24 protein-coding genes are annotated in these 26,645 nt (G+C 69.8%); 9 read left to right on the forward strand and 15 right to left on the reverse strand.

Annotated features, from left to right (window positions below):
- Positions 1–64 precede the first annotated feature (64 nt).
- Complete coding sequence (locus OG787_RS03005) at positions 65–2,863, forward strand: hypothetical protein (protein WP_405534209.1); 2,799 nt, start codon at positions 65–67, stop codon at positions 2,861–2,863.
- Positions 2,864–2,971: 108 nt separating this feature from the next.
- On the opposite strand, the gene OG787_RS03010 is transcribed toward OG787_RS03005, so the two are convergent.
- From OG787_RS03010 to OG787_RS03055, 10 genes are all read right to left on the reverse strand, one after another.
- On the reverse strand, positions 2,972–4,951 hold the full coding sequence (locus tag OG787_RS03010; RefSeq protein WP_405534210.1) for a hypothetical protein: 1,980 nt from the start codon (positions 4,949–4,951) through the stop codon (positions 2,972–2,974).
- A gap of 109 nt (positions 4,952–5,060) precedes the next feature.
- Positions 5,061–5,483, reverse strand: a complete 423-nt coding sequence (locus tag OG787_RS03015) for a VOC family protein (RefSeq protein WP_405534211.1) — start codon at positions 5,481–5,483, stop codon at positions 5,061–5,063.
- On the reverse strand, positions 5,480–6,307 hold the full coding sequence (locus tag OG787_RS03020) for an ABC transporter ATP-binding protein (RefSeq protein WP_369031110.1): 828 nt from the start codon (positions 6,305–6,307) through the stop codon (positions 5,480–5,482). Before OG787_RS03020 ends, OG787_RS03015 begins: the two co-directional genes overlap by 4 nt.
- Positions 6,304–7,677 carry an FAD-binding oxidoreductase gene (locus tag OG787_RS03025; protein WP_369031109.1) on the reverse strand — a complete coding sequence of 458 codons (1,374 nt, stop codon included), beginning with the start codon at positions 7,675–7,677 and terminating at the stop codon, positions 6,304–6,306. Before OG787_RS03025 ends, OG787_RS03020 begins: the two co-directional genes overlap by 4 nt.
- 183 nt (positions 7,678–7,860) lie before the next feature.
- Positions 7,861–8,247 (reverse strand): PPOX class F420-dependent oxidoreductase, encoded by a 387-nt coding sequence (locus OG787_RS03030; protein WP_405534212.1) that lies wholly within the window; start codon positions 8,245–8,247, stop codon positions 7,861–7,863.
- Between the two features lie 63 nt (positions 8,248–8,310).
- Positions 8,311–9,573 carry a glucarate dehydratase family protein gene (locus OG787_RS03035; RefSeq protein WP_405534213.1) on the reverse strand — a complete coding sequence of 421 codons (1,263 nt, stop codon included), beginning with the start codon at positions 9,571–9,573 and terminating at the stop codon, positions 8,311–8,313.
- Positions 9,570–10,478, reverse strand: coding sequence for a 5-dehydro-4-deoxyglucarate dehydratase (locus OG787_RS03040; RefSeq protein WP_369031106.1), 909 nt, complete (start codon positions 10,476–10,478; stop codon positions 9,570–9,572). The genes OG787_RS03035 and OG787_RS03040 overlap by 4 nt, the downstream gene beginning before the upstream one ends.
- Before the next feature lie 54 nt (positions 10,479–10,532).
- On the reverse strand, positions 10,533–11,477 hold the full coding sequence (locus OG787_RS03045) for a carbohydrate ABC transporter permease (protein ID WP_369031105.1): 945 nt from the start codon (positions 11,475–11,477) through the stop codon (positions 10,533–10,535).
- Positions 11,474–12,400 (reverse strand): carbohydrate ABC transporter permease, encoded by a 927-nt coding sequence (locus OG787_RS03050; RefSeq protein ID WP_369031104.1) that lies wholly within the window; start codon positions 12,398–12,400, stop codon positions 11,474–11,476. The genes OG787_RS03045 and OG787_RS03050 overlap by 4 nt, the downstream gene beginning before the upstream one ends.
- Positions 12,397–13,722 carry a sugar ABC transporter substrate-binding protein gene (locus OG787_RS03055; RefSeq protein ID WP_405534214.1) on the reverse strand — a complete coding sequence of 442 codons (1,326 nt, stop codon included), beginning with the start codon at positions 13,720–13,722 and terminating at the stop codon, positions 12,397–12,399. Before OG787_RS03055 ends, OG787_RS03050 begins: the two co-directional genes overlap by 4 nt.
- Positions 13,723–13,888: 166 nt before the next feature.
- Between OG787_RS03055 and OG787_RS03060 the strand changes: the two genes are divergently transcribed.
- From OG787_RS03060 to OG787_RS03070, 3 genes are all read left to right on the forward strand, one after another.
- Entirely contained in the window at positions 13,889–14,863 is a 975-nt protein-coding gene (locus OG787_RS03060; RefSeq protein WP_405534215.1) for a hypothetical protein, read from the forward strand.
- A 95-nt stretch (positions 14,864–14,958) separates the two neighbouring features.
- Positions 14,959–15,780: an SAM-dependent methyltransferase gene (locus OG787_RS03065; RefSeq protein ID WP_369031101.1), complete on the forward strand. Its 822-nt coding sequence runs from the start codon at positions 14,959–14,961 to the stop codon at positions 15,778–15,780.
- A gap of 118 nt (positions 15,781–15,898) precedes the next feature.
- On the forward strand, positions 15,899–17,260 hold the full coding sequence (locus tag OG787_RS03070; protein WP_369031100.1) for a S1 family peptidase: 1,362 nt from the start codon (positions 15,899–15,901) through the stop codon (positions 17,258–17,260).
- A gap of 161 nt (positions 17,261–17,421) precedes the next feature.
- Here OG787_RS03070 and OG787_RS03075 read toward each other — a convergent pair whose 3' ends face one another.
- Both OG787_RS03075 and OG787_RS03080 read right to left on the reverse strand, forming a co-directional pair.
- Entirely contained in the window at positions 17,422–17,607 is a 186-nt protein-coding gene (locus OG787_RS03075; RefSeq protein WP_235472719.1) for a hypothetical protein, read from the reverse strand.
- 49 nt (positions 17,608–17,656) lie between these two features.
- Positions 17,657–18,838, reverse strand: coding sequence for an ROK family protein (locus OG787_RS03080; protein ID WP_405534216.1), 1,182 nt, complete (start codon positions 18,836–18,838; stop codon positions 17,657–17,659).
- Between the two features lie 182 nt (positions 18,839–19,020).
- Between OG787_RS03080 and OG787_RS03085 the strand changes: the two genes are divergently transcribed.
- Genes OG787_RS03085 through OG787_RS03100 form a run of 4 tightly spaced genes read left to right on the forward strand, consistent with a single transcriptional unit; the run spans position 19,021 to position 23,464 of the window.
- Positions 19,021–19,923: a carbohydrate ABC transporter permease gene (locus OG787_RS03085; RefSeq protein WP_405534217.1), complete on the forward strand. Its 903-nt coding sequence runs from the start codon at positions 19,021–19,023 to the stop codon at positions 19,921–19,923.
- 16 nt (positions 19,924–19,939) lie between these two features.
- Positions 19,940–20,887, forward strand: coding sequence for a carbohydrate ABC transporter permease (locus OG787_RS03090; protein WP_405534218.1), 948 nt, complete (start codon positions 19,940–19,942; stop codon positions 20,885–20,887).
- A gap of 22 nt (positions 20,888–20,909) precedes the next feature.
- Complete coding sequence (locus tag OG787_RS03095) at positions 20,910–22,247, forward strand: sugar ABC transporter substrate-binding protein (RefSeq protein WP_369031096.1); 1,338 nt, start codon at positions 20,910–20,912, stop codon at positions 22,245–22,247.
- 14 nt (positions 22,248–22,261) lie between these two features.
- A complete protein-coding gene (locus OG787_RS03100; RefSeq protein WP_405534219.1) occupies positions 22,262–23,464 on the forward strand; it encodes a Gfo/Idh/MocA family protein in 1,203 nt (400 codons plus the stop codon).
- A gap of 42 nt (positions 23,465–23,506) precedes the next feature.
- On the opposite strand, the gene OG787_RS03105 is transcribed toward OG787_RS03100, so the two are convergent.
- Positions 23,507–24,202: a L,D-transpeptidase family protein gene (locus tag OG787_RS03105; RefSeq protein ID WP_369031094.1), complete on the reverse strand. Its 696-nt coding sequence runs from the start codon at positions 24,200–24,202 to the stop codon at positions 23,507–23,509.
- Positions 24,203–24,285: 83 nt separating this feature from the next.
- Positions 24,286–25,116, reverse strand: a complete 831-nt coding sequence (locus OG787_RS03110; protein WP_369031093.1) for an SDR family NAD(P)-dependent oxidoreductase — start codon at positions 25,114–25,116, stop codon at positions 24,286–24,288.
- A 49-nt stretch (positions 25,117–25,165) separates the two neighbouring features.
- Between OG787_RS03110 and OG787_RS03115 the strand changes: the two genes are divergently transcribed.
- Positions 25,166–25,711, forward strand: coding sequence for a hypothetical protein (locus tag OG787_RS03115; protein ID WP_369031092.1), 546 nt, complete (start codon positions 25,166–25,168; stop codon positions 25,709–25,711).
- 7 nt (positions 25,712–25,718) lie between these two features.
- Here the strand turns inward: OG787_RS03115 and OG787_RS03120 are convergent, their stop codons facing one another.
- Entirely contained in the window at positions 25,719–26,645 is a 927-nt protein-coding gene (locus tag OG787_RS03120) for an SDR family oxidoreductase (protein WP_369031091.1), read from the reverse strand.

Here is a 26,645-nt window from a genome sequence, read left to right on the forward strand (position 1 = left end):
TCCGGGGCGAGAGGGGCCGTCGGGGAACCGGGGCTCCTGAGCGAGGGCCAGGAGGAGGAGACCATTGCTACGTGCCCGGCGAATATGGGTCACCGCTGCGGCGGTACTCGCGGTGGTGGGGGGATCGCCAGGATGGGCGCAGGCGGAGCCGTCGCCCCGGTCGGAGGTGGCGGCCCAACAGCTGCCCTCCGGCTGGTCGTTCACCGGTGAGGGTGCGGAGCGGCAGCTCGTCTGGCGCTCCGGCAGACCGGTGCCGATGGGTGACGCGCGCGTCGAGTTCTACGCAGGCGACCGGTTGCTCGGTCGGCCCGAGGCGGCGAAGGACGGCCGGACGTTCCGGCTCCCGCTCGAAGACGCCCTGAGCGCCAGGGGACTTCAGGGGACCAAGGGGCTCGCGGACCTCCAAGTGCGCGCCGGTGGCCGCCGGTTGGACGCGGCCGGACCTGCGGCGGCCCCTGAGGAGCGGCGCGCGGCGATCACCCCGCCCGCCCTGGCCCCGGCCAACCCCGTCGACCCCGGCAAGCCGGGTTCGTACCGCACGGTCTCGGGCGAGTACACGCTCGACTCGGTGAAACTGCCCGGGTTCCCCGTGCCGGTGGAGATGAAGGCCGTGGTGGTCGCGCCGACCGGCGCCACCGGCCGCAGGCCGCTCGCGCTGTTCCTGCACGGACGCCACTCCACCTGCTACAAGCCCGGTACCGACGAGATCAGCGGCGCGTGGCCCTGCCCGGCCGGCGAGAAGCAGATCCCGAGCTACCGGGGCTATCTGCGCGACCAGAAACTCCTGGCGTCGCAGGGCTATGTGACGGTGTCGATCTCCGCGAACGGCATCAACGCCCAGGACGCGGAAGCCGAGGACGCCGGGGCGCAGGCCCGCTCCTCCCTCGTCCGGCAGCATCTCGCCCGCTGGGCCGACTGGGCGGCGAACCGGCCCTCGGCACCGGCGGTCGTACGGAACGCTCCGGTCGCCGACCTCTCGCGCGTACTGCTGGTGGGTCACTCGCGGGGCGGTGAGGGCGTGAACCGGGCCGCGATGGACAGCCTGTACCGTCCGCCGGCCGACCAGGACGGGTACGGCGGCCCGGTGCGCTGGAACATCCGGGGTACGGTCCTCATCGGCCCGACGATCTTCGGACAGAACCCGGTCGCCGACGTGCCGTCGGTGACGATCCTGCCGGGCTGCGACGGCGATGTGTCCGATCTCCAGGGCGAGTTGGCCCTGGACGGCACCCGTGGGATCAGCCGGGGCACCGCCCTGCACAGCGCGGTGTACGTGATCGGCGCCAACCACAACTACTTCAACACCGAGTGGACGCCGGGGCAGGCGCAGGCACCGGCGGACGACGACTTCTGGTCGGACCCGGACGCCAAGGACCCGGTGTGCGACGTGGGCGCCCGGACCCGGCTGACCGCCGACCAGCAGCACAAGGCGGGCGCGAGCTATATCGCGGCGGCGGCCCGGCTGTTCGTCGCGGGCGACGACCGGGTACGTCCGCTGCTCGACGGCTCCGGCCGACGGGCCCCGTCCGCCGACCCGGCGCGCGTCCTCACGCACGCCGTGGGCGGGAACCGCGCCGCCGGCATCCTGCCCGACGGCGCGGTGACCGTGCAGGGCGGCGGCGGACGGCTGTGCTCGGCGGTGGACGACCGGGCCTCGGTCAGGTGTCTGGCCGCGGACAGCGGCGGTGAGTCCCCGCACTTCGCGGGCTGGATGACGCGACGGGAGGTCGGCCGCCGCGCGGTCACCTTCAAGTGGTCGCAGCCCGGAACCGCGGTGCACGTGCGTCCCGAGCGGCCGGTGTCCCTCGGCGGTGCCAAGGGCCTCGCCCTGCGTGTCGTCGTGCCGCCCAACACCACCGGAACGCAGCTGGACGTGTCCGTCACCGACACCGCCGGCAAGCGCGCCACCCTCGGCCGGGTCCGGGTGGACGGGCTGCCCGGGAGCAATCGGACGGCCTCGTACTGGGCGCGGGAGGTCCGCGTACCACTGTCCGCCGCCGCCTCCGCCGGGGTCGACCTGCGCAAGATACGGAGCGTGGACCTGACGCCGCGCAGCCGCTCGGGGCAGGCCTGGCTGATCGACGCCTGGAGCTGGCGCCCGGACACGCCCGCCGTGCGGCCGGCCGCGCTGCCGCGCGTCGACATCGGACGCCTCACCGTCAAGGAGGGCGACTCCGGCTCCCGCACCTACCGGGTGCCGGTCCGGGTCGCCGGGCAGGGCGGCGGGAGCGGCGCGGTTCGGGTGTACGTCCAGAACCCCGGGTCGGAGACGGTGACGAACCGGCTGGTGACGGTACGTCCCGGTGAGCAGAGCATCGATGTGCCGGTGACGGTGAAGGGTGACACCCGATACGACTACGACGCCTGGCAGTTCGTGTTCGTGAAGGCGGTGCGCGGGGCGGTGATCGGCTCGTACACCGGCGGGGTGACCGCCCTCAACGACGATCCCCGGCCCACGGTGACCGTCGCTCCGGTCGCGGACCGGGTCACCGAGGGTCAGCGGCTGACGTGGCGCGCGACGCTTTCGGCGCCGTCCGGCACCGACATGAGCGCGATCCTGGAGGTGGTGCCGGTTGGCGGCGGGGCCGAGCTGTCCACGACGGATGTGGATCCGGCGTGGCTGGACGAGGTCTCCGGGGAGTCGCCGTTGCCGGAGCGGGCGTTGTCCTCGATCGAGGGGCTGTATCTGTGGGTGTCGATCCCTCCGGGCGAGGTGAGCGCGGAGTTGAGTATTCCCACGGTTGCGGACTCGGTGGTCGAGGGGGAGGAGTCTGTGCGGGTTCGGGTGACGGACTTCGATGAGGGGACGGGCGAGCCGGTGCCTGGGCCTGAGTTCACGGGGACGGTGTTGGACTCGTTGTAGGGCGTAGTCCGTCGGGTGCGGGTGCGCTGTGGCTGGTCGCGCAGTTCCCCGCGCCCCTGGAATGCGGGCCCGCTGCCCCTTCGGGGCGCGGGCCCGCATTCCAGTTGTCTACAGCACCGTCAGTGTCAGTGCTCCCGTGTATGTCTTGCCCTGCTCCAGCGGGGTTTCTGTGCCGTCCACCGTCAGGGTGAGGGTCTTGCCTGTTGGGGGCTTGACCGTTGCGTCCGTTGCCAGGGTCAGGGTGCTCAGGTAGGACGTGCCCGTGACCGTCCAGGTCGAGCCCGCGTCCAGGGTTACCAGGACGCCGTTGTTCACCACCTCGCTCGGAGTGTTGGTGACCTCGCTGATCTCGCGGTACTGGGCCGAGGTGATGGTGGTGACGTTGTGGCGGGTCGTCGAGGCGGAGATGGCGCCCTCGATGGTGGAGGCGGTGAAGGTGAGGGTCAGGTTCTGGCCCTGGAGGTTGGCGTTGCCGCCGCCTCGTACCGCGTTGTAGAAGTCGCCCTTCAGGGCGATATCCGTGAACGTCGCCTTCGCGTCGGTCGTCTGGGGTGAAGTCGTCACCCAGGTCGCCGACTTCACCGGGTCGGTGGTGGGCTCCGTGTAGGTGCCGATCGTCTCCGTGCGCCAGGGCTTGCCCGTCACCGAGACGCTGCTCGGGCGGTCGGTGTCCATCAGCTGGAAGATGATGCCGTTGCCCGGGTTGATCGTGGCGCCCTGGGAGCCGTCCACGGTGACAGTGCCCGCGACCGCCTTGCACATGAACGCCGTTTCTCCGGTACGGACTTGGGTGCCGCCGTCGATGGCGACGGAGCCGGCGTTGTACCAGAGGACCATGAAGCGGCCCGCGTCGATGGTCGTCGGCCGGACCGGGAGTTTCTCCAACTCGGCGCTCGTCAGGCCTAGTTCGAGGGACTCGTTGAGAGCCGCGACCGCCTCCTTCGTGCTGTCGCCGTAGTGGGCCCGTGCTCCCCAGTGGATGAGGGCGTAGTCCCCGACGTCGAAGGTGCAGCCGAGGAAGTGCTCGGTGACGTTGCCGATGGCGTACGAACCGTAGCCCTGGCCACCGGTGTTGGCGATCGTGCTGTTGATGGCGGTGAGCGTGCAGTAGCTGCCGCCGTCGACCGAGAGGGCGCCCCATTTCTCCGAGGAGACCGTCGAGTTGACGAAGGTCGCCCTGGTGCTCGCGCCGAGCAGGTTGGTGGTGCGGACGTTGCCCGACAGGCCCAGCATCCAGGGGACGTCCATCATGTAGCGGGTGTCGCCGGTGGGGACGTACTCGGTGGGCAGGGTGCCGTCGGCGCAGTGCAGGTGCGAGTTCTTGACGACGACGTTGGCGCCGGCGTCGGCGATGAGCGCCGTACGGACCACGCCCTCGTTCCTGATCGTGGCGCCGTCCACGACGAGGGTGGTGCCCGCGCCGGTGCCGACGACGGAGGCTCCGTAGCCGATGAAGTCGCAGCGGCCGTTGCCCGCGAAGGCGATCCTCGGTCTGGTGAGGGTGTAGGTGGCGCCGCCGGTGACGTACACCCCGTTGAACGCCTCGCCGTTCGAGAGGAGGGCGATGTCGCAGGCCCTGGTGTCGGTGACGGTGCCGCCACGGACGTTCGAGGGCACGGACTTCGCCTCGTTCACGCCGTCGGCGTCGACGTACAGGGCCTGGCGGAAGGGGAAGGTGAGGTCGCTGTAGGCGAGGTCGGTGGCCTCGGCGACCGTCAGGACGACGGTGCCCCGGTAGGTGCCGGCCGCTATGGCGACGGCCCCTCCGCCGTAGCCGTCGGTGAGTTCGGCGAGGTCGCTGCCGGTCTCCACGCCGTTGACGGTGAGGGTGAGCCGGTAGCCGTCCGGGACGGTGATGACACCGCCCTCCGCGATGGTGAGGACGCTCGCCCTGGTCGTCGCGGTCAGCTCCAGGGTCTCGCCGGAGCCGACGGTGATTCTTGTTCCGGGCGCGGCCTGGGCAGTTGTCGCTGTCGTCGCGGTGACCGCCGGTGCGGCGAGGGCGGCGACCGCCACCAGGAGCGCTCGCGGGCGGGACCTGAAGGTGACTTCGCGGTCGGTGAGTTCGGCGAGTTTCTTGTGGGTCACCATCGACTCCCTTGTCTGTTTTCGGGCATGGTCGGCCCACGCTCGGCGTCGGCCGGTCAGAGGTGTGGTGTGGTGGAGTGCGGCGGAGGGAGACGGATCCCGTCCCGGCTCAGATCCTCGGCCGGTCGATCAGTTCGATGAGGTTTCCGTACGGGTCGGCGACGAACGCCATCCGGGCGCCCGGGCGCGGCGCGGAACGCGGTGTCATACGTTCCAGCGCGCCCTTCGCCATCAACCGGGCGTAGGCGACGTCGAGTTCGTCGGGTGTGTCCACGCTCAGACAGAGATGGCCGAGTCCGAGCGTGTGCGCGGCCTCCAACGGGCTGTCGGCCCCGAGGCCGGGGGCCGCGCCCGGGCGGTGGAGCAACTCGACGCGGTAGCCGCTGGCATGACGGAGCATCACCCCTCGCAGGTCGGTGCCGGGGACCGCGAAGGCGTGCTCCACGGTGAGTTCCAGCGCCTCGCCGTACCAGGCGGTCGCAGCCTCCAACTCCGGTACGGAGATACCGACATGGTCGAAGCGCGAGGTCATTTCCGGGTCACCTCGGGACGTGCCTCGGGCCGACTACTGACGTCAGGCGCGCGTTCGCCTCTGATGCGGGACAGCACGCGGGTGCGGAGTTCGGTGAACCGGGGATCCGCGCGGGTGGTCAGCTGGTCGCGATCCGCGCCCAGGGGGATCGTCAACGTCTCCAGGACCGCCGTGGGCTTTCCGCCCAGGACCACGACCCGGTCGCCGAGGTAGACCGCCTCGTCGATGTCATGCGTCACCACAACCACCGTGATCCCCAACCGCCGACGCAGTTCCAGGGTCAGATCCTCCAGGTCGAAGCGGGACTGGGCGTCCACCGAGCCGAACGGCTCGTCCATCAGCAGCACCGGCGCGTCGTACGCCAGACCGCGCGCGATCGCCACCCGCTGCTGCATCCCGCCCGACAGCTGCCAGGGATACTTCTCGCCGACGTCCGCCAGCCCGACCGCCTCCAGGCACTCAAGAGCGCGCTGCCTGCGTACGGCCTTTCTCACGCCCCGCCCCTGGAGCGGGAACGCCACGTTGTCCCACACCCGCATCCACGGCAGCAGCGAACCCCGGTAGTCCTGCGACACCACCGCGATGTCCGCGTGCGGAGCCGACAGCGGCAACTCCCCGTACCGCACCGCCCCTTGAGTCGGCGGCGTCAACCCCGCCAGACACCGCAGCAACGTCGTCTTACCCGCACCCGACGGACCGACGATGCACACCACCTCCCCCGGATCCACCCGCAACGACAACCCACCCAGCACCCGATGCTCCTGCGCACCCCGCCCGAAACTCATCCCGACGTCCTCGACGTACAGGCTGGATCCGCGTGTCATACGACGACTCCGTTGAATCCGGCGGCGGCGTAGGCCGTGGTCGATTCGCGAGGGGTCATGTACGTGTGGAACAGGCCGTCGGGGTCGTACGCGGCCCTGATCGCCTCCAGGCGTGCGGAGTTGGCCGGGCTGAGTCCGTGGTCGGGGCGGTCGGCGAGGTTGTTGTCGGAGAACTGGAGGCCCTTCGACAGGTACTGGATCGCGGCCAGTTGACCGTGCGCCCACCGCTCGTGGGCGAGATCCTCGGCGGGGTCGGTCCAGCCCGCGTTGGGCGACAGATAGACCTTGGCCTGGCTGGACCAGCAGGCGTCGGCCCGTTCCGGGAAGCCGCCCCAGAGCATCCACAGGACATGGCTGGTGGTGTCCGGGATCGAGTCGAAGAGGGTTCGGGAGGCGTCGAGGATCCGCTCGACAGGGCCGTCGGCCCAGATGCCGTCGAGGGCCCAGCGCATGCCGGGCGGGGTGAGCCGGTCGGCGGCGTCGTACAGCTCGGGCATGGTCGTGTCGGCGGCCACGACAGCCCGTATGGCCAGGTCCCGGAAGGGCGCGTCCTCCAGCGGGGCGAGCAACTCGTCGTCCTTGCCGCAGAACGCGGTCGCCGTGAGGGAGACGGTCTTGCGGTCGAGGCCCGGGGTGAAGCCGACTTTCGCCGAGAACTCGACGGCGGGGTCGAGGTCGTCCAGCTTGTCGTACGCCCAGGACAGCACCTCGTCGCGCAGGGCGAGCGGATAACTGTGCACCGTACGGCGGATGCGGCGCGGGCGGTCGTGCAGGGCGAGGTGGAAGCGGGTGACGACGCCGAAGAAGCCGGGGCCGCTCCCCCGCGCCGCCCACAGCAGGTCGGGGTGCGTGGCGTCGGTGGCGCGGTGGACGAGCGTACCGTCGGCGAGGACCACGTCGACGGCCTCGATGCTGAGGCAGGCGGGGCCGAGCCGACGGGAGTCCCAGCCGTAGCCGCCGCCGAGGATGAAGCCGCCGATGCCGACGGTCGGGGCATGTCCGGTGGGGAAGAACAGGCCGTGCGGTTCGAGGAGTTGGAGCAGTTCCGGTCCCTTGACGGCGGGCTGCACGGTGGCCGTCCGCTGCTCCGGGTCGACGGTGATGTCCCGCAGCCGGGACAGGTCGAGCAGCATGCCGCCGTCCCGCACGCCGTTGCCGACCCAGCTGTGTCCGCCGGAGCGGATCCCGACCGTCATTCCCTCGCGGCGGGCGAGCCGTACGGCGGCGACCACGTCCCGCTCGTCCTCGGCGAGGACGATGACGTCGGGGTGGCGCGCGGGTTTGCGTTCGTTCCAGACGGCGTCGAGGCGGGCCTGTTCGTACCGTTCCGCGCCGCGACGGACGACTCGGGCCGGGGACAGCTCATGCATGCCGATCTCCTCACGCGGGGTTCGAGTCGGACACTACTGTCGACACTTTCCGCCTTCAAGGGATCGGACAGCGAAATAGTTGCCATCTCTGCCGACACTAGTTCGCCACGGGGAGCATAAAGAAGGCTCCGCCCGTGCGATGTGCGCACAGGCGGAGCCTCCGCCGACGGTTGTACGAGACCGCTAGGCGAGCGTGATGCGGATGCCGACCGTGCCCGTCTTCCCGCGCCGCAGTCGGCTGCCCAACATGGTGATGCGGCCGAACACCCCGTACTTGCGGGCGAGGAGCTTGCGGTAGGCGTCGGTCGCGGGCCGGTCGAGGATCTCGGCCGTGGCGGGGACCGACTCTCCGGTCGGGTTGCCGCGGACGTCGCAGGGGCCGACCAGGACGTCGGCGCGGTTGCGGATCCGCTTCACCTTCCAGGAGTCCGCCACCGACCAGACGCCGAGGGCGTCCCCGTCCCGCACCACCCAGACCGGGGTGGCGACGGACGTGCCGTTCTTGCGGTAGCTGGTGATCAGCAGGTATTTGCCCGCAGCGAGCCGGTCCAAGGCGCTGGTTTCATCCATGGCCGGGAGTGTAGGCGCCAGGACCCGATCCGGCCCCTGGCACCCTCCCTCACTTGCCGGCCGTCACCAGCGTGGCAGCCGTCGCTCGGACTCCGGCCGGATCCGCCGCATGTACCCGGTGTCGTCGCGGTTCCGGATCCCCGAGTCGAGGTAGCGGCGGTGGGCTCGGGCCAGGGCATCGGGGTCCAGCTCGACGCCCAGGCCGGGGCCCGTCGGTACCTTCACCGCGCCGTCGCGGACCTCGATGGCGCCGGGGACGATCACGTCGTCGGCCGAGTTCCACGGGTAGTGCGTGTCGCAGGAGTGCGCGAGGTTGGGAATGGCCGCGCCGACGTGGGTCATCGCGGCCAGACTGATGCCCAGGTGCGAGTTGGAGTGCATGGACAGCTCGATGCCGAACGCCTCGCAGACGGCGGCCAGTTCACGGGTCCGGCGCAGTCCGCCCCAGTAGTGGTGGTCGGTGAGGAGCACCTGGATCGCGTTCTGTTCGACGGCGGGCCGCAGATGTTCCCAGGCGATCACACACATGTTGGTCGCCAGCGGCATCGCCGCTTCCCTGGCAACCTCCGCCATACCGGGGATGGTGGCGGTCGGGTCCTCCAAGTACTCGATGACACCGTCGAGTTCACGGGCGACGTACTTCGACGTCTCCACCGACCAGGCCGTGTTGGGGTCCAGCCGCAGAGGCCGTCCGGGGAAGGCCTCGGCGAGGGCCTTCATCGCGGCGATCTCCTCGTCGGGCGGGAAGACACCGCCCTTGAGCTTGAACGAGGTGAATCCGTACCGCTGTTGCATCAGCCGGGCCTGTGCGACGACCCCGGCCGGGTCGAGGGCCTCGCCCCATTCGTCGCCGATGGCTTCGCGGCCGTCGAGGGCGGGGTGTTCGGCCCACTTGTAGAAGAGGTACGCGGCGAAGGGCACCGCGTCCCGGACCTTGCCGCCGAGGAGGTCGCTGACCGGGCGGCCGAGCAGCTTGCCCTGGGCGTCGAGGCAGGCGACCTCCACGGCCGAGGTGACCCAGCCGCGTTCGTGGGAGCTGGGCACGGTCGGCGACAGGACGGCGTCGATCGCGGCCGAGATGGCCGTGGTGTCGAAGACGTCCATGCCGACGACGGCCTTCGCGGCCTCCTGGAGCCGTTCGAGGCGGGCGGTGCCGCCGGGCGACTCACCGAGGCCCACCGTGCCGTCCTCCAGGACGAGTTGGAGGATGCAGCGCAGGGCGAGCGGTTCGTGCACCCCGTCCGCGTTGAGGAGGGGCGGGTCGCCGAACGCGATGGGGGTGACGACGAGTTCCCGGATACGGGTGCCAACTCCGGTGCCGCTCATGCGCGGACCGCCTCCAGACCGTGGTCGATGAGTTTCGCCAGCCGGGCCACGTGCTCCGGCGTCGGGTCGAGCAGCGGGGCGCGGACGCCGCCGACGTCCAGGCCCCGGAGGGTCACTCCGGCCTTGATCAGGGACACCGCGTATCCCGGTACCTCGTCGCGGAGTTCGACGAGGGGGCCGTAGAACTCGTCGAGGAGTCTGGTGACCAGGGGCTCGTCACCCTCCCCCAGCGCCCGGTGGAACGCGGTGGCGATCTCCGGGGCGAAGGCGAAGACGGCGGACGAGTAGAGGTCGACGCCGACGCCCTGGTAGGCGGCGGCCGTCATCTCGGCGGTGGGCAGGCCGTTGAAGAAGGCGAAGTCCTCGCCGCCTGGCAGTACGCGGATCGCGCGCACGATGCGGTGCATGCGTTCGAGGTCGCCGATGCCGTCCTTGAGGCCGACGACCCCGGGCAGGGCGGCGATCTCGGCGGCGGTGGCCTCGGTGAGGCGGGCGGTGCCGCGCTGGTAGAAGATCACCGGGAGCCCGGCGGCCGACGTCACCTCACGCGCGTACCGGACGAGGCCCTGCTGCGGTGCGGTCACCAGGTACGGCGGCAGCAGCAGGATGCCGTCGGCGCCGGCCTCCCGGATACGGGTGGCCTGGTCGACGGCCACGGGCAGCGGACCACCGGCGGCGGCCAGGACGGGGACGCGGCCGGCCGTCGTGGCGACCGCGATCCTGGTCGCCTGTTCGATCTCGTCCGGTGTCAGCGCGTGGAACTCGCCGGTGCCGCAGGCGACGAACACCCCGCCGGCGCCGGCCGCGACCCCGGCCTCGATGTGCCGGGCGAGGAGTTCCCCGTCCAGCGATCCGTCCGCCCCGAAGGGCGTGACCGGAAAGAACAGCACTCCTTGGAACTTCATGTCTCCCTCAAACGTGGGGGGTTGATGTCAGCAGGCAGATGTCGACGGTGGGTGTCAGCCCTTGGTGGCACCGGCCGCGATGCCGGTGACCAGCGAGCGCTGGAGGAGCAGATAGACGATCAGGCTGGGTACGAGGGCGATGACCGCGCCCGCCAGCACCACCCCGGAGCCGACCTCGGGGTCGGTGCGCAGGATGGACAGGGCGACGGTGACCGTGTAGTCGGTGGGGTCCTTGGCGGCGATCAGCGGCAGCAGGTACTGGTCCCAGATCATGATGAAGCCGAGGACACCGGCCACGCCGAGCGCGGGCTTGCACAGCGGCAGCACGATCTGCCACAGCATGCGCAGCTCGCCGACGCCGTCGAGGCGGGCGGCCTCCTCGATCTCGTCGGGGATGTCCCTCATGAACTCGGTCAGCATCATCACCGAGAAGCCCCAGGCGCCCAGCGGCAGGATGACGCCCCAGACGGTGCCCTTGAGGTCGAGGTGGACCACCGGGACGTCACCGAGGACCAGCGACAGCGGGATCGCGATGACCTCCTCGGGGAGCATCATCGTCAGCATGAACAGGGTCAGGACCAGGGCCTGGCCACGGAAGCGGTGCCGGGCGAGCGCGTAGGCGGCGAGCGTGCAGACCACGAGCTGGAGGAGCAGTCCGCCGCCCGCTATGACCAGCGAGTTGGAGAAGTAGTCCCAGATGCCGCGCTCGCCGGCCACCGTGAAGTTCAGCAGGGTGCTGTCGTGCGGCAGGAAGGAGAGGGAGGATCCGCTGGCGTTCTTGGTGAAGGCGCCGGAGAGGATCGCGAGGAAGGGCGCGGCGAAGATGGCCAGGGCGATCGCGCAGAGCAGGATCCTCAGGGCCCAGGCGGTGCCCGGCCTGTCGTTCCAGCCGAGGGCGGTGTCGAAGCGGGCCGGTGTGGTCCGCTGTGCCTTGCCGGACTTCCTCGCGGTCTGCTTCGGGACCGTCGTACGGACGGGGTCGATGACGGGGGCGCTCATCGCACGTCTCCCCTCTTGCGGAAGTGGTTGACCGTGACGGTGAGCAGCAGCGTCACGCAGAGCAGCACGACGGAGGCCGCGGACGCGCCGCCGATGTCGTTGCGGGTGAAGCCGAGGGTGTAGGCGCGGGTCATCCAGACCTCGGTGGACCCGGCCGGGCCGCCGCCGGTGAGGACGTACACCTCGGTGAAGACGCGCAGTCCGCGGATCGCGGCGAGGGTGAGGACGATGCCGAGGGCGGGGCGGATCGCGGGGAGGGTGACATACCGCAGCCGCTGCCAGAGGGAGACGCCGTCCATCGCGGCGGCCTCGTACAGGGAGCGGTCGACGCCCGCGAGGCCGGCCATGATGATGACCATGTTGTAAGGGGCCCAGATCCAGATGCCCATGGCCATCGTCGACCAGAGGGCGATGCCCGGGTTGTCGAGGAACTGGACGGGGCCGAGTCCGAAGAAGTGCAGGCCGCTGTTGAGGAGGCCGTCGGAGGTCGGGTAGTACATCAGCCGCCACAGCTCACCGACGACCGCGGTGGCGGTGACGGCGGGCAGGAAGACGGCGGTGCGCACGATCTTCAGCGAGCGGGCCTGGCCCTCCAGGAGCAGGGCGAGGACGAAGCCGAGGAGGATGGCGCCGAGGGACTGGCCGATGCCGAGGACCAGGGTGTGTCCGATGGCGTCCTGGAAGCGGTGGTCGGTCAGGACCCGGGTGTAGTTGTCGAGGCCGGTCCACTTGTCGCCGAGGAAGGGCCGGACGTCGAAGAAGCTGAGCCAGACGCCCTTGGCCATCGGCCAGAACTTGAAGACGAGGGCGAGCAGCAGGCCGGGGGCGAGGAACAGCCACGGCACCACGGACTTCTTGGTGAGGCCCCGGCCCCTGCGCGTCGCGGGCGCGGTCGCCGCGGGGGTGGTCACGGTAGCGGTCATTTCAGCAGGTCCTGGTCCTTGAGGTCACCGTCGAGGGTCTCGTTCAGTTCGCCCAGTTGGGAGCGGACGTCGCTGCCGCAGTACGTGAAGATCGCGTTGAGGCTGTCGGCGGTGTCCTGCTTGATCGGGGCGAAGTCGGGTGCGTTCGGGAACTGCTGCGAGGCGTCCTCGTAGGCCTTCTGCACCACGCTCCAGCGCGGGTCGTCGCGGACCGTGGCCGCGTCGAGCGTGGAGTTCACGGGGATGCGGACGACGGGCTGGTTCTCGCCGGTCATGGCGAGCTTCTGGCCCTCGGGAGAGATGAGGAACGCGGCGAGCGCCTGCTCCTGCTTCGTCTTGCCGGTCCGGGCGCCGAAGTAGATGTTCTCGCCGTCGGCCAGTACGTCACCGCCGACCGGGCCCGCTGGGGCGGGGACGACCTCGTACTTGTCCTTGCCGAGGGTCTGGTCGAAGGTGGCGATGTTGTAGGGGCCGGTCAGGTACATCCCGGCGTTGCCGTCCTGGAAGTTGGTCGCCGTGGAGGTGACGGCGGTCAGGGCCCCGGGCTGGGTGACAGCGTTGTCACCGCAGAACAGGTTGTCCTTCATCCAGGTCACGGTGTTGACGGCGGCGGCCGAGTCCATGGCCGCCTTGTAGGTGCCCTTGCCGTCCGGTTCGACGATCTTCGCGCCGCCCTGCCAGAGGAAGCTGGCGCCCCACCAGGCCGCGTAGCCGTTCTGGGCGCTGCCAGGGACGGCCATGCCGTAGGTGTCGGCCTTGCCGTCGCCGTCCGGGTCGCGGGTGGCGAAGGCCTTCGCGACGCTCAGCATCTCCGGCCAGGTGGTGGGCGCCTTCAGGCCGAGCTTGGCGAGCCAGTCCTTCCTGATCATCAGGGTCTGGGCCTGGCGGGAGTAGGGGATGCCGTAGTGCCTGCCGTCGATGCCGACGGTCGAGGACCATGACTTGGCGGTGATCTGCTCGTGGCCCGCGATCGAGTCGGGGTCGATGGGCTTCAGCAGCCCTTGGCTCTGGTAACTGCCCATCAGCGCCGTGTCGTTGATCATGACGTCCGGCAGGTCCTTGATGGATGCGCGGCTCTGCAACTGCTGGTCGAAGTTGATGACCGGCTGATAGTCGATCTTGATCCCGGTCTTCTTGGTGAAGGCGGCGAACACCCGCTCGTAGGTGGCGGCGGGGTCCGGGTTGCTCCGGGTCCACACCTCCAGCGTGTTCGGGTCGCCGCCGGCGCTGTCGGAGCCGGCTCCGCAGGCGGCCGTTCCGAATGCGAGCCCCGTGGCGACGAGCCCGGCGGTCAGGCGGCGACTTCGTCGGCGATCGCCCATGGAAGTTCTCCGTTCATATTCGTGAACGTCTTTCACGAATCTAAATGATCGCTGTAAGCTACGAACGGTTTCATCCGTATGTCAATACAAGGTTCGGAGTTTTCACGGACGTCACACCAGTCGTCCCACCGCGATAACCAGATGCCCTTTCGGACCCCCGTGGGGGATGCTGGCCGGTGTGACCGAGATCGCCTGCGACGAGTCGGGGTCCGACGGCGAGAACCTGACCGGCGGGAACACCGACGTCTTCGCGCACGGCAGCGTGGACGTGCCCATGGCGGACGCGGCGGCGGCCATCCGGGAGATCCGCGACCGCATCCGGTCGCCCGCCGAGGAGTACAAGGCGAACCATCTGCTCCGGGAGAAGCACCGGGCGGTCCTGGAGTGGACGCTCGGCCCGTCGGGGCCACTGCACGGGTGCGCGTACGTCCATCTCACGGAGAAGACCTTCTTCATGGTCGAGCGGGTCGTCGACCTGCTCCTCGGTGACCCGGCCGGCGCCGCTCCCCTCTTCCGTGCGGGCGCGCACGCCTTCGGGGGCGAGCGCTGGAAGGCGTTCCTGGCGGCGACCAACGCCCTGCTGCGGGTACGCGGTGACGCCGACGCCGGTCCGGGGGCGCCCGTGGACGCGTTCTTCCGTGCGGTGGACGCCCTGGCCGAGCGGGCGCCGGGGCTCGGGGACGAAGCGGTGACCGACGTCCTCAAGCTGCTCGGCGGCGCCCGTTCCCGGGCCGAGGAGCAGCGCGCCCGGCTGCTCGCCGCCCCCGCGCTGATCCCCGTACTGAACCCGCTGCTGCCCGCGATCGTACGGACGGCCGCGTACTGGAGTGCGGGCGGGCGGGCCATCACGCTGGTGCACGACCGGCAGAACATGCTGACCGAGGAGCGCATCGAGTGGCTCAGGGAGACGGCCCGGATCGACGGCCTGCGGCTGGTCGTCGCACGGGACGACACGCGGGTCCAGCTGGCCGACTTCCTCGCCGGGATCGCCCGCAGCATCGCCTCCCACGAGCTGAACGGACGCGGTGACGCGACCCTGACGACGCTGCTGCGGCCGTACGTGGACAGTGGTTCCGCATGGGGCTCCGTCTGGGGCGACGAGCGCAGCAAGCGACCGCTTTTCGGGGCTGTTCACAGCTGATCCGTCACTGCGGCGTCAGGACCCTCGCCAACATCAACAACCTTGTCTAGATTGCCGGTTGACACTCGCTCGCAGGTGCCCCAGGAGCTGCTTCCGTGCCCGAGAACTCGCCGGCCGCGTCGCTGCACGCGCGGATCAACTCACGACAGCCGCACACCGCCCGGATCTGGAACTACTGGCTCGGCGGCCGGGACCACTACGAGGTCGACCGCGCGGCCGGTGACCGCATACGTGAACTGCACCCGGGCATCGGCGAGTACGCCCGCGCGGACCGGCTCTTCCTGGGGCGGGCCGTACGCCATCTGGTCACCGCGTGCGGGATCCGGCAGTTCCTCGACATCGGGACCGGATTGCCGACCGCCGACAACACCCACGAGGTCGCCCAGCGGATCGCGCCGGACGCCCGGGTCGTGTACGTGGACAACGATCCGCTCGTCATGGTCCACGCCCGCGCCCTTCTCACCAGCACACCCGAGGGGCGCACCGACCATCTCGACGAGGACCTGCGCAACGTCGACGCGATCCTCGAACAGGCCGCGCGCACCCTGGACTTCACCCGGCCCGTCGCCCTGATGCTGCTCGGCGTGGTGATCTTCCTCGGCGACGACGAGGACCCGTACGGCGTCGTACGACGGCTGCTGGACGCGCTTCCCCCGGGCAGCCATCTCGCGCTGTCGCACACGATCACCGGCCCGGCGCTGGCCGAGGTGGACGCGGCGGTCCGCTACTGGAACGCGCACGGCACGCCCCGGCTCGTCCAGCGCACCCCCGAGGCGGTGGCACGGTTCTTCGACGGCCTCGAACTCCTGGAACCCGGGGTCGTGTCCTGCTCGCGCTGGCGCCCCGAGGTGTCGCCCACCGGGGACGACGAACCGGCCGAGGTCGCCATGTACTGCGGAGTGGCCCGCAAACCCTGACGGGATCTTGGGTGCGGTGAACACGAACACCCGCTGCCACGTATGGAAGTGAGGGCCACTCAACGACCGGAGGGCCCCGCGGTGTCCACACCGCGAGTTCGGGGTTCGGGAGCCATTGATGAGGCACGCACGACGACGGATCGTCCGGCGAGCGACACGGCTGGCGGCCGTCGGCGGGGTCATCCTCGGCGGACTGATGGTCACCCAGGCCGTGGCGACCGAACCACCACAAGCCACCAACCTGCCCCTCAGCACCGCCCAGGCGGCCGGCAGCACCGGTACCGGCCTCGTCAGCGAACTCGGCAGCGACCGTACGGCGGGCAGCTGGATCGCGGACGACGGGAAACCGGTCGTCGCCGTGACCGACGAGGAGGCGGCGGCGGAGGTCAAGAAGGCGGGCGCCCGGCCCAAGGTCGTCGACTACAGCATGGACACCCTCAAGTCCGCGACGGAGACGCTGCGTTCGGCTCCGCGCGTGGCGGGCACGGCGTGGTCGGTCGACTACACCAAGAACGAGGTGGTGGTCCAGGCCGACACCACGGTGTCGAAGGCCGACTGGGCCAAGCTGTCCGCGGTCGCCGAGGAGATCGGCGGCTCGGTACGCATGGAGCGCACCCGGGGCACCTTCACCACCCGCATCAACGCTGCCCAGCCGATCCTGTCGACCGGCGGACGCTGCTCGGCGGGCTTCAACGTGACCAACGGGACGGCCGACTTCATCCTCACGGCCGGACATTGCGGGCCCAACGGCTCGGTCTGGTTCGCGGACTCCGGGGGCGCGCAGGAGATCGGCAAGACGATCAGCAGCAGCTTCCCGATCAACGACTACTCGCTCGTCCAGTACGACGGCGGCTCGGCCGGTGACGGCGCCGATGTGGTCGCCATCGGTGACGGCCGGGGCGTACGCATCACGGGCGCGGCCGATCCGACCGTCGGCCAGAAGGTGTTCCGCAGCGGCAGTACAACGGGGTTGCGCAACGGTGAGGTGACCGGGCTCAACGCGACGGTCAACTACCCGGAGGGCACGGTGTCGGGTCTGATCGAGACCACCGTGTGCGCCGAATCCGGTGACAGCGGGGGCCCGTTGTTCTCCGAGGGCATCGCGCTCGGGATCACGTCGGGCGGCAACGGGGACTGCACGGCTGGCGGTACGACGTTCTTCCAGCCGGTGACGAAGGCGTTGAGCGCGCTCAACGTTCGGTTGATCGGGCAGACGGGGCAGGCTGCTGCGCCGGCTCCGTCGGCTACGGCTACGCAGAGTGCGATTGCCCCCGGCGATGCGCAGCCGGGTTCTGTGGCGCCGGTTACTGGTGGGTCTGCCGGGGAGGCGCTGTTGGAGCGGCTGTCGGATCCCAAGAACGTGGGGCCTGGGCTGTTGATCGTGGGGGGCAGTCTGATCGCGTTGGTCGCTACGCGGTGGTTCCGGGTGGAGCAGGATCGGCGGGATTATCGGCGGTCCTACTCGGCTACCTGGAGTTGAGGGCTCGGGTAGGTAGGTAGTTCGTTTGCCACCGGGCGGTGGGGGCTGGTCGCGCAGTTCCCCGCGCCCCTTTGGGTGGGCCTTCGCCCCCAAAGGGGCGGACACACTGAAGGCCGGGGCTTCGCGGCCCCGGCCCTGCTGTTGAGATGTCGAACGAAAAGTTACGCGTCGTGCCCGGGGTGCGGGGAGACCGCGGCCCATTCGGCTACGAGCTGCTGATAGGTCAGCCGCTGCTCGGTGCTGAGGATCCCGCCCGACCGGAGCCAGAGGGCCCGGATCTCTTCGTTGACGTCGGCTGCCGATCGATCAGGGGCGGATTGAAGAGTGGTGGACATGCTGTGAAGCATATGCCGACGTAAGTGAAAGCCGAATGGGATAAAACCGATCTTTCCGGCATCACGGACCGTGTTGCTGATCACGTCCGTCGGCCGCTCCGAGCACCAGTACCTGGATGGCGAGTACGGCGGCCCCGCGCGCCCAGTCGTGGAAGTCGGAGACCTTGGTCTCCAGGTTGACCGGGTCCGCGAGCGGATGGCGGTTGGCGAGGATGCTCTCCTCGACCGCTCCCCCGGCCGCCGCCACGAGCCCGACGCCCTCGCCGGCCAGCAGGATCTTCTCGGGCATCGCGAAGTTGGCGATCTGGGCGACGAGCGTGCCGAGGGCGCGCGCCGCCTCGTCGATGACGCGGGCGGCCATGGGGTCGCCCGCGACAGCGCGGGCGAGGATCTCGTCGTAGGTCAGGTCGTGGCCGGTGGCGGCGTGGATCTGGTAGCGGATGCTGGGGATGGTGAGCAGGGAGATGGCGCTGCCGCGCTCGCCGTCGGGGGTGAGCGGGCCGTTCGGGTTGACGATCCAGCGGCGTCCGATGCCCATGCCGTCCTCGGAGGACGGGATCCGCCGGCCGCCGCTGACCAGGCCGTAGCCGAGGCCCGCCCCTATGGTGAGGACGGCGAAGCGGTCCAGGCCCCGGCCCGCACCGAACCAGCTCTCTGCCTCGACGAGGGCGTTCACGTCGTTCTCGACGACCACCCGCAGCCCGGTCCGCTCCTCGACGAGGGCGGCGAGCGGGACGTCGTACCAGTCGAGGAAGACGGAGTCGGCGACCACCGTGCGGTTCTCGACGCGTCCGCCGACACCGATCCCGATACCGGCCACGGCGGGGTGGGCGGCGGTCAGTTCGGCCGTCAACTCGGCGACCACGTCGGCCACTCGGTCCGGGTCATGGGTGGTGAGGGGCCGGTCGAGGCGGGCGACGACCTCGCTGCGGAGGGTGGTGACGACGCCGTAGACCATGTCCGAGGTGATCTTGAAGCCGAGGAAGGCACGGGACTCGGCGACGACGTCGAGGGGCTGCGAAGGGCGCCCCTGACGCACCTCGGCCGGGGAACCGGCGTCGGGCACCTCGACCAGCAGGCCCGATTCGAGCAGTGGCTTGGTCAGCCGGGTGAGGCTGCCGGCCGAGAGGTCCAGCCGCCGGGCCAGTTCGGCGCGGGAGAGCGGGCCGTGGACGAGCACCTCGATCGCCACCGAGCGCTCCCCGGTGCTCAGCGGCGGCCAGCCGTCTGCCAGTGCGGTCATGACGATCAGACCCCTCACCTTTTCTTTTGCTCTGAAACTAACGGAGCGATCATACGTCTCGATACGTCGCGAACACTGTCCCGAAAAAGATATCTCCCCGCACCTTGACGGATGGATTCTTTCGCCTCGAAAGTAAGTGCCCTGAGGACGAGCCGCCGACGAGCAGACGAGGGAGTCGCTCCATGACCGTCGCCTCCACCAGCCCACCCCTGCGTCGACCACGCGGCGACGGCGCGCTCGCGGCGCTGTTCGTCGCCCCGGCGATGCTGGGCTTCCTGGTGTTCCTGCTCTGGCCGACGCTGCGGGGCGTCTACCTGAGCTTCACGCGCTTCAACCTGTTGACCCCGGCCGAGTGGGTGGGGCTCGACAATTATGTCCGAATGGTCAACGACCCCATCTTCTGGGACTCGTTGACGGTGACCGTCGAGTACGTCGTCATCAACATAGGTGTGCAGACGGTGTCGGCGCTCGCCATCGCCGTACTGCTCCAGCGGCTGACCCAGTCGGCGGTGCTGCGCGGGATCGTGCTCACCCCGTATCTGATGTCGAACGTCGTCGCGGGCATCGTCTGGCTCTGGATCCTGGACACCCAGCTCGGCATCGGCAACGAGATCATCGCGGGCCTCGGCTTCGACCGGATCCCGTTCCTCGCGGACGAGACCTGGGCGATCCCGACGATCGCGCTGATCAACGTCTGGCGGCACGTCGGCTACACCGCGCTGCTGCTCTTCGCCGGGCTCCAGGCCATCCCGAACGACATGTACGAGGCGGCCAAGGTGGACGGGGCGAGCGAGTGGCGGATGTTCTGGCGCATCACGATGCCCCTGCTGCGGCCCATCCTCGCGGTGGTCCTGATCATGACGGTGATCGGTTCGTTCCAGGTGTTCGACACGGTCGCGGTGACGACGGCGGGCGGTCCGGCGAACGCCACCAACGTCCTCCAGTTCTACATCTACGGCTCCGCCTTCGGCCGCTTCCAGTTCGGCTACGCCTCCGCGATGTCGGTGGCCCTGCTGGTCGTGCTGAGCGCGATCACCTTCCTCCAGTACCGGCTCACCCGGGCCGGCCAGACCGACCTCGGCTGACCGGAAGGAGCACACAATGACAACACTGACCTCACCGGCTCCGGCCCCGACGCCCACACCGACCAGGGCTGTCGTACGACCGCTGCGGCCCAGGCCCTCTCTCGGGCGGATCGCCGCCTGGGCGGTACTGGCCGCGATCATGCTGGTCACCCTGCTGCCGTTCTACTGGATCCTGCGTACCGCCCTGTCCACCAACACCGGCCTCGCGGCGAACCCCTCCGACCCGCTGCCGGTGGGTCTCACCACCGGCGGGTTCGAGCGGGCGCTCGGGCTCCAGTCGACCAAGGAGGCCATCGCACAGGGCGGCGCGGGCGGCGGTCTGGACTTCTGGCGCTATCTCCTCAACTCGGTGATCGTGTCGACCCTGATCAGCGGCTGCCAGCTCTTCTTCTCGGCGATGGCCGCGTACGCCTTCGCCCGGCTGCGCTGGCGGGGCCGGGACACGGTCTTCGGGCTCTTCCTGGCGGGCCTGATGGTCCCGGCGATCTTCACCCTGCTGCCGAACTTCGTCCTCATCAAGCAACTCGGCCTGGTGGACAACCTGTTGGGCATCGCCCTGCCGACGATGTTCATGACGCCGTTCGCGGTGTTCTTCCTGCGCCAGTTCTTCATGAACGTGCCCCGGGAGGTCGAGGAGGCGGCGCTGCTCGACGGCGCCGGGAAGATCCGGATCTTCTTCCGGGTGATGCTGCCCATGGCGTCGACACCCGTCATCACGCTGGGCGTACTGACGTACATCACTTCCTGGAACGACTACTTCTGGCCGCTGATGGTGTCCTACAGCGACAGCTCGCGCCTGCTCACCGTGGCACTGGCCATGTTCCGCGCGCAGACACCCCAGACCGGCTACGACTGGTCCGGCCTGATGGCGGCCACCCTCATCGCCGCCCTCCCGATGCTCGTGCTCTTCGGCTTCTTCGCACGGCGCATCGTCAGCTCCATCAGCTTCACCGGCGTCAAGTAAGGGGACAGGGATGCGAATTCACATGCGAACGGTCGGCGCGCTGACCGGGGCGCTGGCGCTGTCCCTGGTGACCGGCTGCGCTCAGGGCGGCGCGGCCGGGTCGGGCGGGAACACGGTGACGTACTGGCTGTGGGACGCCAGCCAGCAACCCGCGTACGAGGCTTGCGCGAAGGGGTTCGAGAAGGAGAATCCGGGCCTGACGGTGAAGATCACCCAGATGGGCTGGGCCGACTACTGGACCAAACTCACCGCGAGTTTCATCGCGGGCACCGAGCCGGACGTCTTCACCGACCACATCCAGAAGTTCGGGCAGTTCGCCGATCTGAACGTGCTCGAACCGCTCGACGACCTGGACATCGACGACTCCGCCTACCAGGCGGGTCTTGCCGCCAACTGGAAGGGCCAGGACGGCCACCGCTACGGGACGCCCAAGGACTGGGACACCGTCGCCCTCTTCTACAACCAGAAGATGACCGAGGCGGCCGGGCTCACCGGCGACCAGTTGAACACCCTCTCCTGGAACCCGCAGGACGGCGGCACCTTCGAGAGGGCCATCGCGCACCTGACGGTCGACAAGAACGGCAAGCGCGGGGACGAGAAGGGCTTCGACAAGAACAACGTCAAGGTCTACGGGCTGGCCACGGGCGGCGCCGGCGACGGCGACGGCCAGACCACCTGGAGCCCGTTCACCGCCTCGGCGGGCTGGAAGTACACGGACAAGGCACGCTGGGGCACCAAGTACCAGTACGACAGCGAGACCTTCCAGTCGGTGATCGACTGGTACTTCGGCCTGGCGAAGAAGGGCTACCTCGCGCCCTTCACCGACTACACCGACGGCGCCAACCCGGCCAACGCCCAGCTCGCCTCCGGCAAGGCCGCGGCCTCCTTCGACGGTGCCTGGATGATCTCCACGTACTACGGCACCAAGGGCCTCGACGTCGGCACCGCACCCACGCCGACCGGCCCGACCGGGAAGCGGGCCACCATGATGAACGGCCTCGCCGACTCGGTCACCAAGAACGCCCGCAACAAGGAGGGCGCGAAGAAATGGGTGCGGTACCTGGCCTCCGACGAGTGCCAGCAGACCGTCGGCGGCTACGGGATCGTCTTCCCCGCCACCCTTGGCGGCACCCAGGCGGCTGTGGCGGCGTACAAGAAGAAGGGCATCGACGTGTCCGCGTTCACCGAACCGGTCACCGACAAGAAGAACTCCGCCACCTTCTCCTTCCCGATCACCGACTACGCGGCGGACGTGTACTCCCTGATGCGCCCCGCGATGCAGGACGTCTTCGCCAACAACGCCCCGGTGAGCGGCCTCGACGGGACCAACGACCAGATCAATCTCATCCTCGGACAGTGAAAGGCTCACACTTCATGACGTTCTCCCTCGGCATCGTGGGCGCCGGGCAGTTCTCCGGCCAGTTCGCCAAGCTGTTCCTCGCCCATCCGGGCGTCGGCGAGGTGTACGTGACCGACCTCCTGCCGGAGCGGGCGGAGCAACTCGCCGCAGCCGAAGGCCTGTCGGGCATCTTCCCCTCGTACGAGGCGATGCTGGAGTCGCCGGCGGTCGACGCCGTGGCGATCTTCACCCAGCGCTGGACGCACGGCCCGCTGGTCCTCCAGGGGCTCGGCGCGGGCAAGCACGTGTACTCGGCGGTGCCGATGGCGATCAGCGCGGCGGAGATCGGCGCGATCATCGACGCCGTACGGGCCACCGGGCTCACCTACATGATGGGTGAGACGAGCCAGTACAACCCGGCGACCGTCCACGCCCGCAACCGGATAGCGGAGGGCGCCTTCGGCCGGCTCTTCTACGCCGAGGGCGACTACGTCCACGACATGGACCTCGGGTTCTACGAGGCCTACCAGTACAGCGGCGGCGAGAACTGGAAGGCGACCGCCAGCTATCCCCCGCTCCTCTACCCGACGCACTCGGTGGGCGGGGTGCTCGGCGCCTGGCAGACACACGCGGTGAGCGTGTCGGCGATCGGGGTGCGGGACGAGCGCGGCGACGGGGTGTTCGACAAGGAGGTCAGCCAGTTCGGCAACGACTTCTCCAACGCGAGCGCGCTGTTCGAGGTCGCGGGCGGCGGTTCGTTCCGGACGAACGAGTTCCGCCGGGTCGGCTACCCCTCGCAGATCCGGGAGTCGCGGTTCCGGTTCTTCGGCACGGACGCGAGCATGGAGCAGTTGGCCACGGTCGCCTTCTGGCAGGACAAGAAGGGGGTCACGGACATCAGCGAGCTGCTGGAACCCAAGCCCACCATGGCTGCTGACGATCCGTCACTCCAGCACATCGCCCCGGACCTGCGGGCCGCGTTCACCTCGGGCTCGGCCCCGGTGCACGACCGTTCGCGCCTGCCGAGGGAGTTCGACAACCTGCACAACGGCCACGAGGGCAGCCACCACTTCCTGGTGGACGACTTCGTGACGGCGGTCAACACCCGCACCCTGCCGACGGTGAACGCGTGGGTGGCTGCCCGCTACACCCTGCCGGGCATCGTGGCGCACGACTCGGCACGGCAGGGCGGGGAGCGGCTGGCGATCCCGGACTTCGGGGACGCGCCCGAGGCGTGAGCCCCGCTCCTCGGCGGCGGGAGCGGGGGCGGCCGGGTGCTGTCAGGTGCCCGGCTTGCGCCCGTACACGAAGACGTCGTCGCCGTTCTTCAGGAGCGACCAGTACTTCTTGGCGGTCGTCTTCGTCATGTTGACGCAGCCGTGCGAGCCCGGCGGGTTCCACATGCTGAGGCCGACCGAGTGGAAAGCCTGGCCGCCGTCGAAGAACTGGCTGTAGGGCATGGGCACGTTGTAGATGGACGAGACGTGGTCGATGTCCCGCCAGTAGATCTTCTTCAGGCCGGTGCGGGTCTCGTAGTTGTTGCGGCCGGTGCGGACCGGCACCGGGCCGTAGACGAGACGGCTGCCGTCCTGGATCCAGCTGAGCTGGAGCGTGAGGTTGACGCAGGCGATCCGGCCCTTGTTCGTGGGGCACTTGCCTTCCTTGTTGGGCTTGTTGCCGACGGCCCGCTGCTTCAGCATCAGGTCCATCACGCCCCAGGTGACGGGACCCGCGTAGCCCTGGTTGGGGGTGATGCCGTGCTTGTTCTGGAAGGCGCGGATGGCCTTGCAGTCACCGACCGACTGCACGCCGTCGACGGGCCGCCCGAGGAACTTCTCGACCTTCTTCTGGTACGGGCCGGTCTGTGTCGTACAGCTCGCGGCCTGCGCCGGGGCGGTGCCGAGCACCAGCGTGAGCGGCGCCACCAACGCCGTGATCCCGAGCGCGACGGCTCCTCGTCTGCGTACGTCCCCCATGATGGAACCTCTCTCCTGCGTGTATGTGGCGATATGCACCGAGTGCGGGTTGCGATGTGCGGTCAATGTGCGATCCCTGCCAGCTAGACCGGTGTTTCGGGTGATCGGTTGTAGGGCGGCCCGGGCCGGGACGAAACGGTGACATTGCGGAACCCGGTGTTGATCGCCGTGAGGCCGCCGTCGACGCGCAGGGTGGTGCCGGTGATCCAGGCCGCGTCGCCGGAGGCGAGGAAGGCGACGGCCGCGGCGATGTCCTCCGGTTCGCCGATCCGCCCCAGGGGGTACAGCTCGCGCAGCGCCTCCAACTCCCCCTCACGGCCCGCCCAGGCCGTGGTCCGTACGGTGCCCGGCTCGACCAGGTTGACGCGGACCCCGCGGGCGGCGGCGTGCCCGGCGAGGGTGCGGGTGAGGGAGGCGAGGCCCGCCTTGGCCGCGCTGTAGGCGTGGTTGCCGAAGGACTGCACTCCGTTCACGGAGCCGATGCTCACGACGGCGCCCCGGCCGGAGGCGACCAGGTGCGGAAGCGCGGCCCGGCAGCAGCGGTGCGCGCCGGTCAGGGTGAGGTCGAGATCGCGGTCCCAGGTCTCGTCGAGCTGGTCCTCGAACAGCGGGACGTCGGGCGTACAGCCGTAGGCGTTGTTGACCAGGACGTCGAGCGAGCCGAAGGAGGCGACGGCCTGGGCGACGGCGGCCTCGACCGAGGCACGGTCGGCCACGTCGCACACGAACGCCTCGGCCGCCAGGCCGCGTTCGCGCAGCGCCACCGCCGTGTGCTCGGCCGCGTCGAGGTCGACGTCGGTCACCAGGACCCGCGCGCCCTCCTCGGCCAGCCTGCGCGCGGTGGCCGCGCCGATACCCCGGGCCGCGCCTGTGACCAGAACCCCGTATCCCTCGAAGCGCCGCGTCGATGTCATGGACAGACGGTACTGTCCCGGAGATCAACTGGGCGGATAACGTGCGAACATGTCCGCGTTCATTCAGCAACTCCCCGCTCTCATAGGGGTCGTCATCGGCGCGCTCGGGTCCTACTGGGCCGTCGCACGAGGGGAACGGGTCCGCTCCCGCCGTGAAAGGGAGGCGCGTTGGGAGGAGCGGTTGCTCTCGGTGTACACGGACTACGCGCGGGCGCTCAAGAAGTCGGTCACCCTGACGTACCGGGTCGCGGCGGGTCTCGGCAACGACCCGCATCCGCACCCCCTCACCCCCGAGGAGGCGGCCCCGCTCCTCGCCGAGGCCACCCTCGCCAGGGACCCGTCCGGGGAGGCGCTGCTTCTGCTGGGCGACCCGGAGGTGGTGGCGAAGGCGCGGGAGTGGGTGGCCGTACTGCTGGAGATGGAGAGGTTCCTGCGGGAGCGGACCGAGGATCCGCAGGCGTGGCAGGCGCTGTTGGAGCGTCAGCGGGCCGGACGGGAGGGCTACTACTCGGCCGTACGGAACGATCTGGCCCTGCCACCGGGCCACTCGGCGCGCTGGCCGGTCCTGCCGACGGACCCGGCAGGAGGCGGCTGAAGTACCCCTACCGGTATCCGCTCGCGTCCGCCGGTTTCCCCGCGTCCTGGACCTCGACCAGGTAGCGCCAGGCGTCCGGGCGGCTGCCGTCGAGGTCGGTGAAGCCGTAGACCTGGGCGAGCCCGCCACTGGAGAGGGACTGACCGTTCCAGCGGGCCACTTCGGGGTCGGCCGCCAGGGCCGTCACGGCGCGGCCGACGAAGCGCGGGGTCTCCGAGATGGCGAAGTGCGGGATGCGTTCCAGGGCGTCCCGCCAGTTCTCCTCGCCGACGCCGAAGTGTTCGAGCATCATCTCGGAGCGCAGCCAGCCGGGTGTCAGTGCGACGGCGGTGGCGCCGCGCGGGCCGAGTTCATGGCCGAGGGCGAAGCCCATGCGCAGCACGGACGACTTGGCGAGGTCGTAGAAGAAGGAGAGCCGGTAGTTGTCCCGGTTGTATTCGGTGGTGCCGTCGGTCATCTCGACGACCAGGCCGCCGGGGTTGCGCAGCAGCAGGGGCAGGGCGTGGTGGCTGGTGATGGCGTGGGTCTCGACGGCGAGGCGCAGCAGCCGCAGCCCGTTGTCCAGGTCGTGCTCCCAGACCGGGCTCTCCCACTCGAAGAGGTTCTCACCGCCCCAGACGTCGTTGACGAGGACGTCGAGCCGGTTCCGCTCCTCGGCGATCCGGTCCACCAGGGCCTTGACCTGGGCCGGGTCGAGATGGTCGGTGGGTACGGCGATGCCGTGGCCGCCCGCCGCGGTGACCAGGTCGGCGGTGTCCTCGATGGTCTCCGGGCGGTCGTACTCGGAGCGCTGCTGCCGGGTGCTGCGTCCGGTCACGTAGACGGTCGCCCCGGCGGCCCCGAGTTCCACGGCGATACCGCGTCCGGCGCCTCGGGTCGCGCCCGCGACCAGCGCGACCTTGCCCGTCAGGCTCCGGTTCCTGTCCTGCCGCAT

The organism is Streptomyces sp. NBC_00075 (assembly GCF_045041225.1).
Classification (GTDB): domain Bacteria; phylum Actinomycetota; class Actinomycetes; order Streptomycetales; family Streptomycetaceae; genus Streptomyces; species Streptomyces adonidis.

Excerpts from the sequence above, each read along its gene's own strand:
- OG787_RS03015 (WP_405534211.1), bottom strand. The coding sequence starts at position 5,483 with ATGACCTCGCGCTTCGACCATGTCGGTATCTCCGTACCGGAGTTGGAG.
- OG787_RS03020 (WP_369031110.1), bottom strand. The coding sequence starts at position 6,307 with ATGACACGCGGATCCAGCCTGTACGTCGAGGACGTCGGGATGAGTTTC.
- OG787_RS03025 (WP_369031109.1), bottom strand. The coding sequence starts at position 7,677 with ATGCATGAGCTGTCCCCGGCCCGAGTCGTCCGTCGCGGCGCGGAACGG.
- OG787_RS03030 (WP_405534212.1), bottom strand. The coding sequence starts at position 8,247 with ATGGATGAAACCAGCGCCTTGGACCGGCTCGCTGCGGGCAAATACCTG.
- OG787_RS03035 (WP_405534213.1), bottom strand. The coding sequence starts at position 9,573 with ATGAGCGGCACCGGAGTTGGCACCCGTATCCGGGAACTCGTCGTCACC.
- OG787_RS03040 (WP_369031106.1), bottom strand. The coding sequence starts at position 10,478 with ATGAAGTTCCAAGGAGTGCTGTTCTTTCCGGTCACGCCCTTCGGGGCG.
- OG787_RS03045 (WP_369031105.1), bottom strand. The coding sequence starts at position 11,477 with ATGAGCGCCCCCGTCATCGACCCCGTCCGTACGACGGTCCCGAAGCAG.
- OG787_RS03050 (WP_369031104.1), bottom strand. The coding sequence starts at position 12,400 with ATGACCGCTACCGTGACCACCCCCGCGGCGACCGCGCCCGCGACGCGC.
- OG787_RS03055 (WP_405534214.1), bottom strand. The coding sequence starts at position 13,722 with ATGGGCGATCGCCGACGAAGTCGCCGCCTGACCGCCGGGCTCGTCGCC.
- OG787_RS03060 (WP_405534215.1), top strand. The coding sequence starts at position 13,889 with ATGCTGGCCGGTGTGACCGAGATCGCCTGCGACGAGTCGGGGTCCGAC.
- OG787_RS03070 (WP_369031100.1), top strand. The coding sequence starts at position 15,899 with ATGAGGCACGCACGACGACGGATCGTCCGGCGAGCGACACGGCTGGCG.
- OG787_RS03075 (WP_235472719.1), bottom strand. The coding sequence starts at position 17,607 with ATGCTTCACAGCATGTCCACCACTCTTCAATCCGCCCCTGATCGATCG.
- OG787_RS03080 (WP_405534216.1), bottom strand. The coding sequence starts at position 18,838 with ATGACCGCACTGGCAGACGGCTGGCCGCCGCTGAGCACCGGGGAGCGC.
- OG787_RS03085 (WP_405534217.1), top strand. The coding sequence starts at position 19,021 with ATGACCGTCGCCTCCACCAGCCCACCCCTGCGTCGACCACGCGGCGAC.
- OG787_RS03090 (WP_405534218.1), top strand. The coding sequence starts at position 19,940 with ATGACAACACTGACCTCACCGGCTCCGGCCCCGACGCCCACACCGACC.
- OG787_RS03095 (WP_369031096.1), top strand. The coding sequence starts at position 20,910 with ATGCGAACGGTCGGCGCGCTGACCGGGGCGCTGGCGCTGTCCCTGGTG.
- OG787_RS03100 (WP_405534219.1), top strand. The coding sequence starts at position 22,262 with ATGACGTTCTCCCTCGGCATCGTGGGCGCCGGGCAGTTCTCCGGCCAG.
- OG787_RS03105 (WP_369031094.1), bottom strand. The coding sequence starts at position 24,202 with ATGGGGGACGTACGCAGACGAGGAGCCGTCGCGCTCGGGATCACGGCG.
- OG787_RS03110 (WP_369031093.1), bottom strand. The coding sequence starts at position 25,116 with ATGACATCGACGCGGCGCTTCGAGGGATACGGGGTTCTGGTCACAGGC.
- OG787_RS03115 (WP_369031092.1), top strand. The coding sequence starts at position 25,166 with ATGTCCGCGTTCATTCAGCAACTCCCCGCTCTCATAGGGGTCGTCATC.
- OG787_RS03120 (WP_369031091.1), bottom strand. The coding sequence starts at position 26,645 with ATGCGGCAGGACAGGAACCGGAGCCTGACGGGCAAGGTCGCGCTGGTC.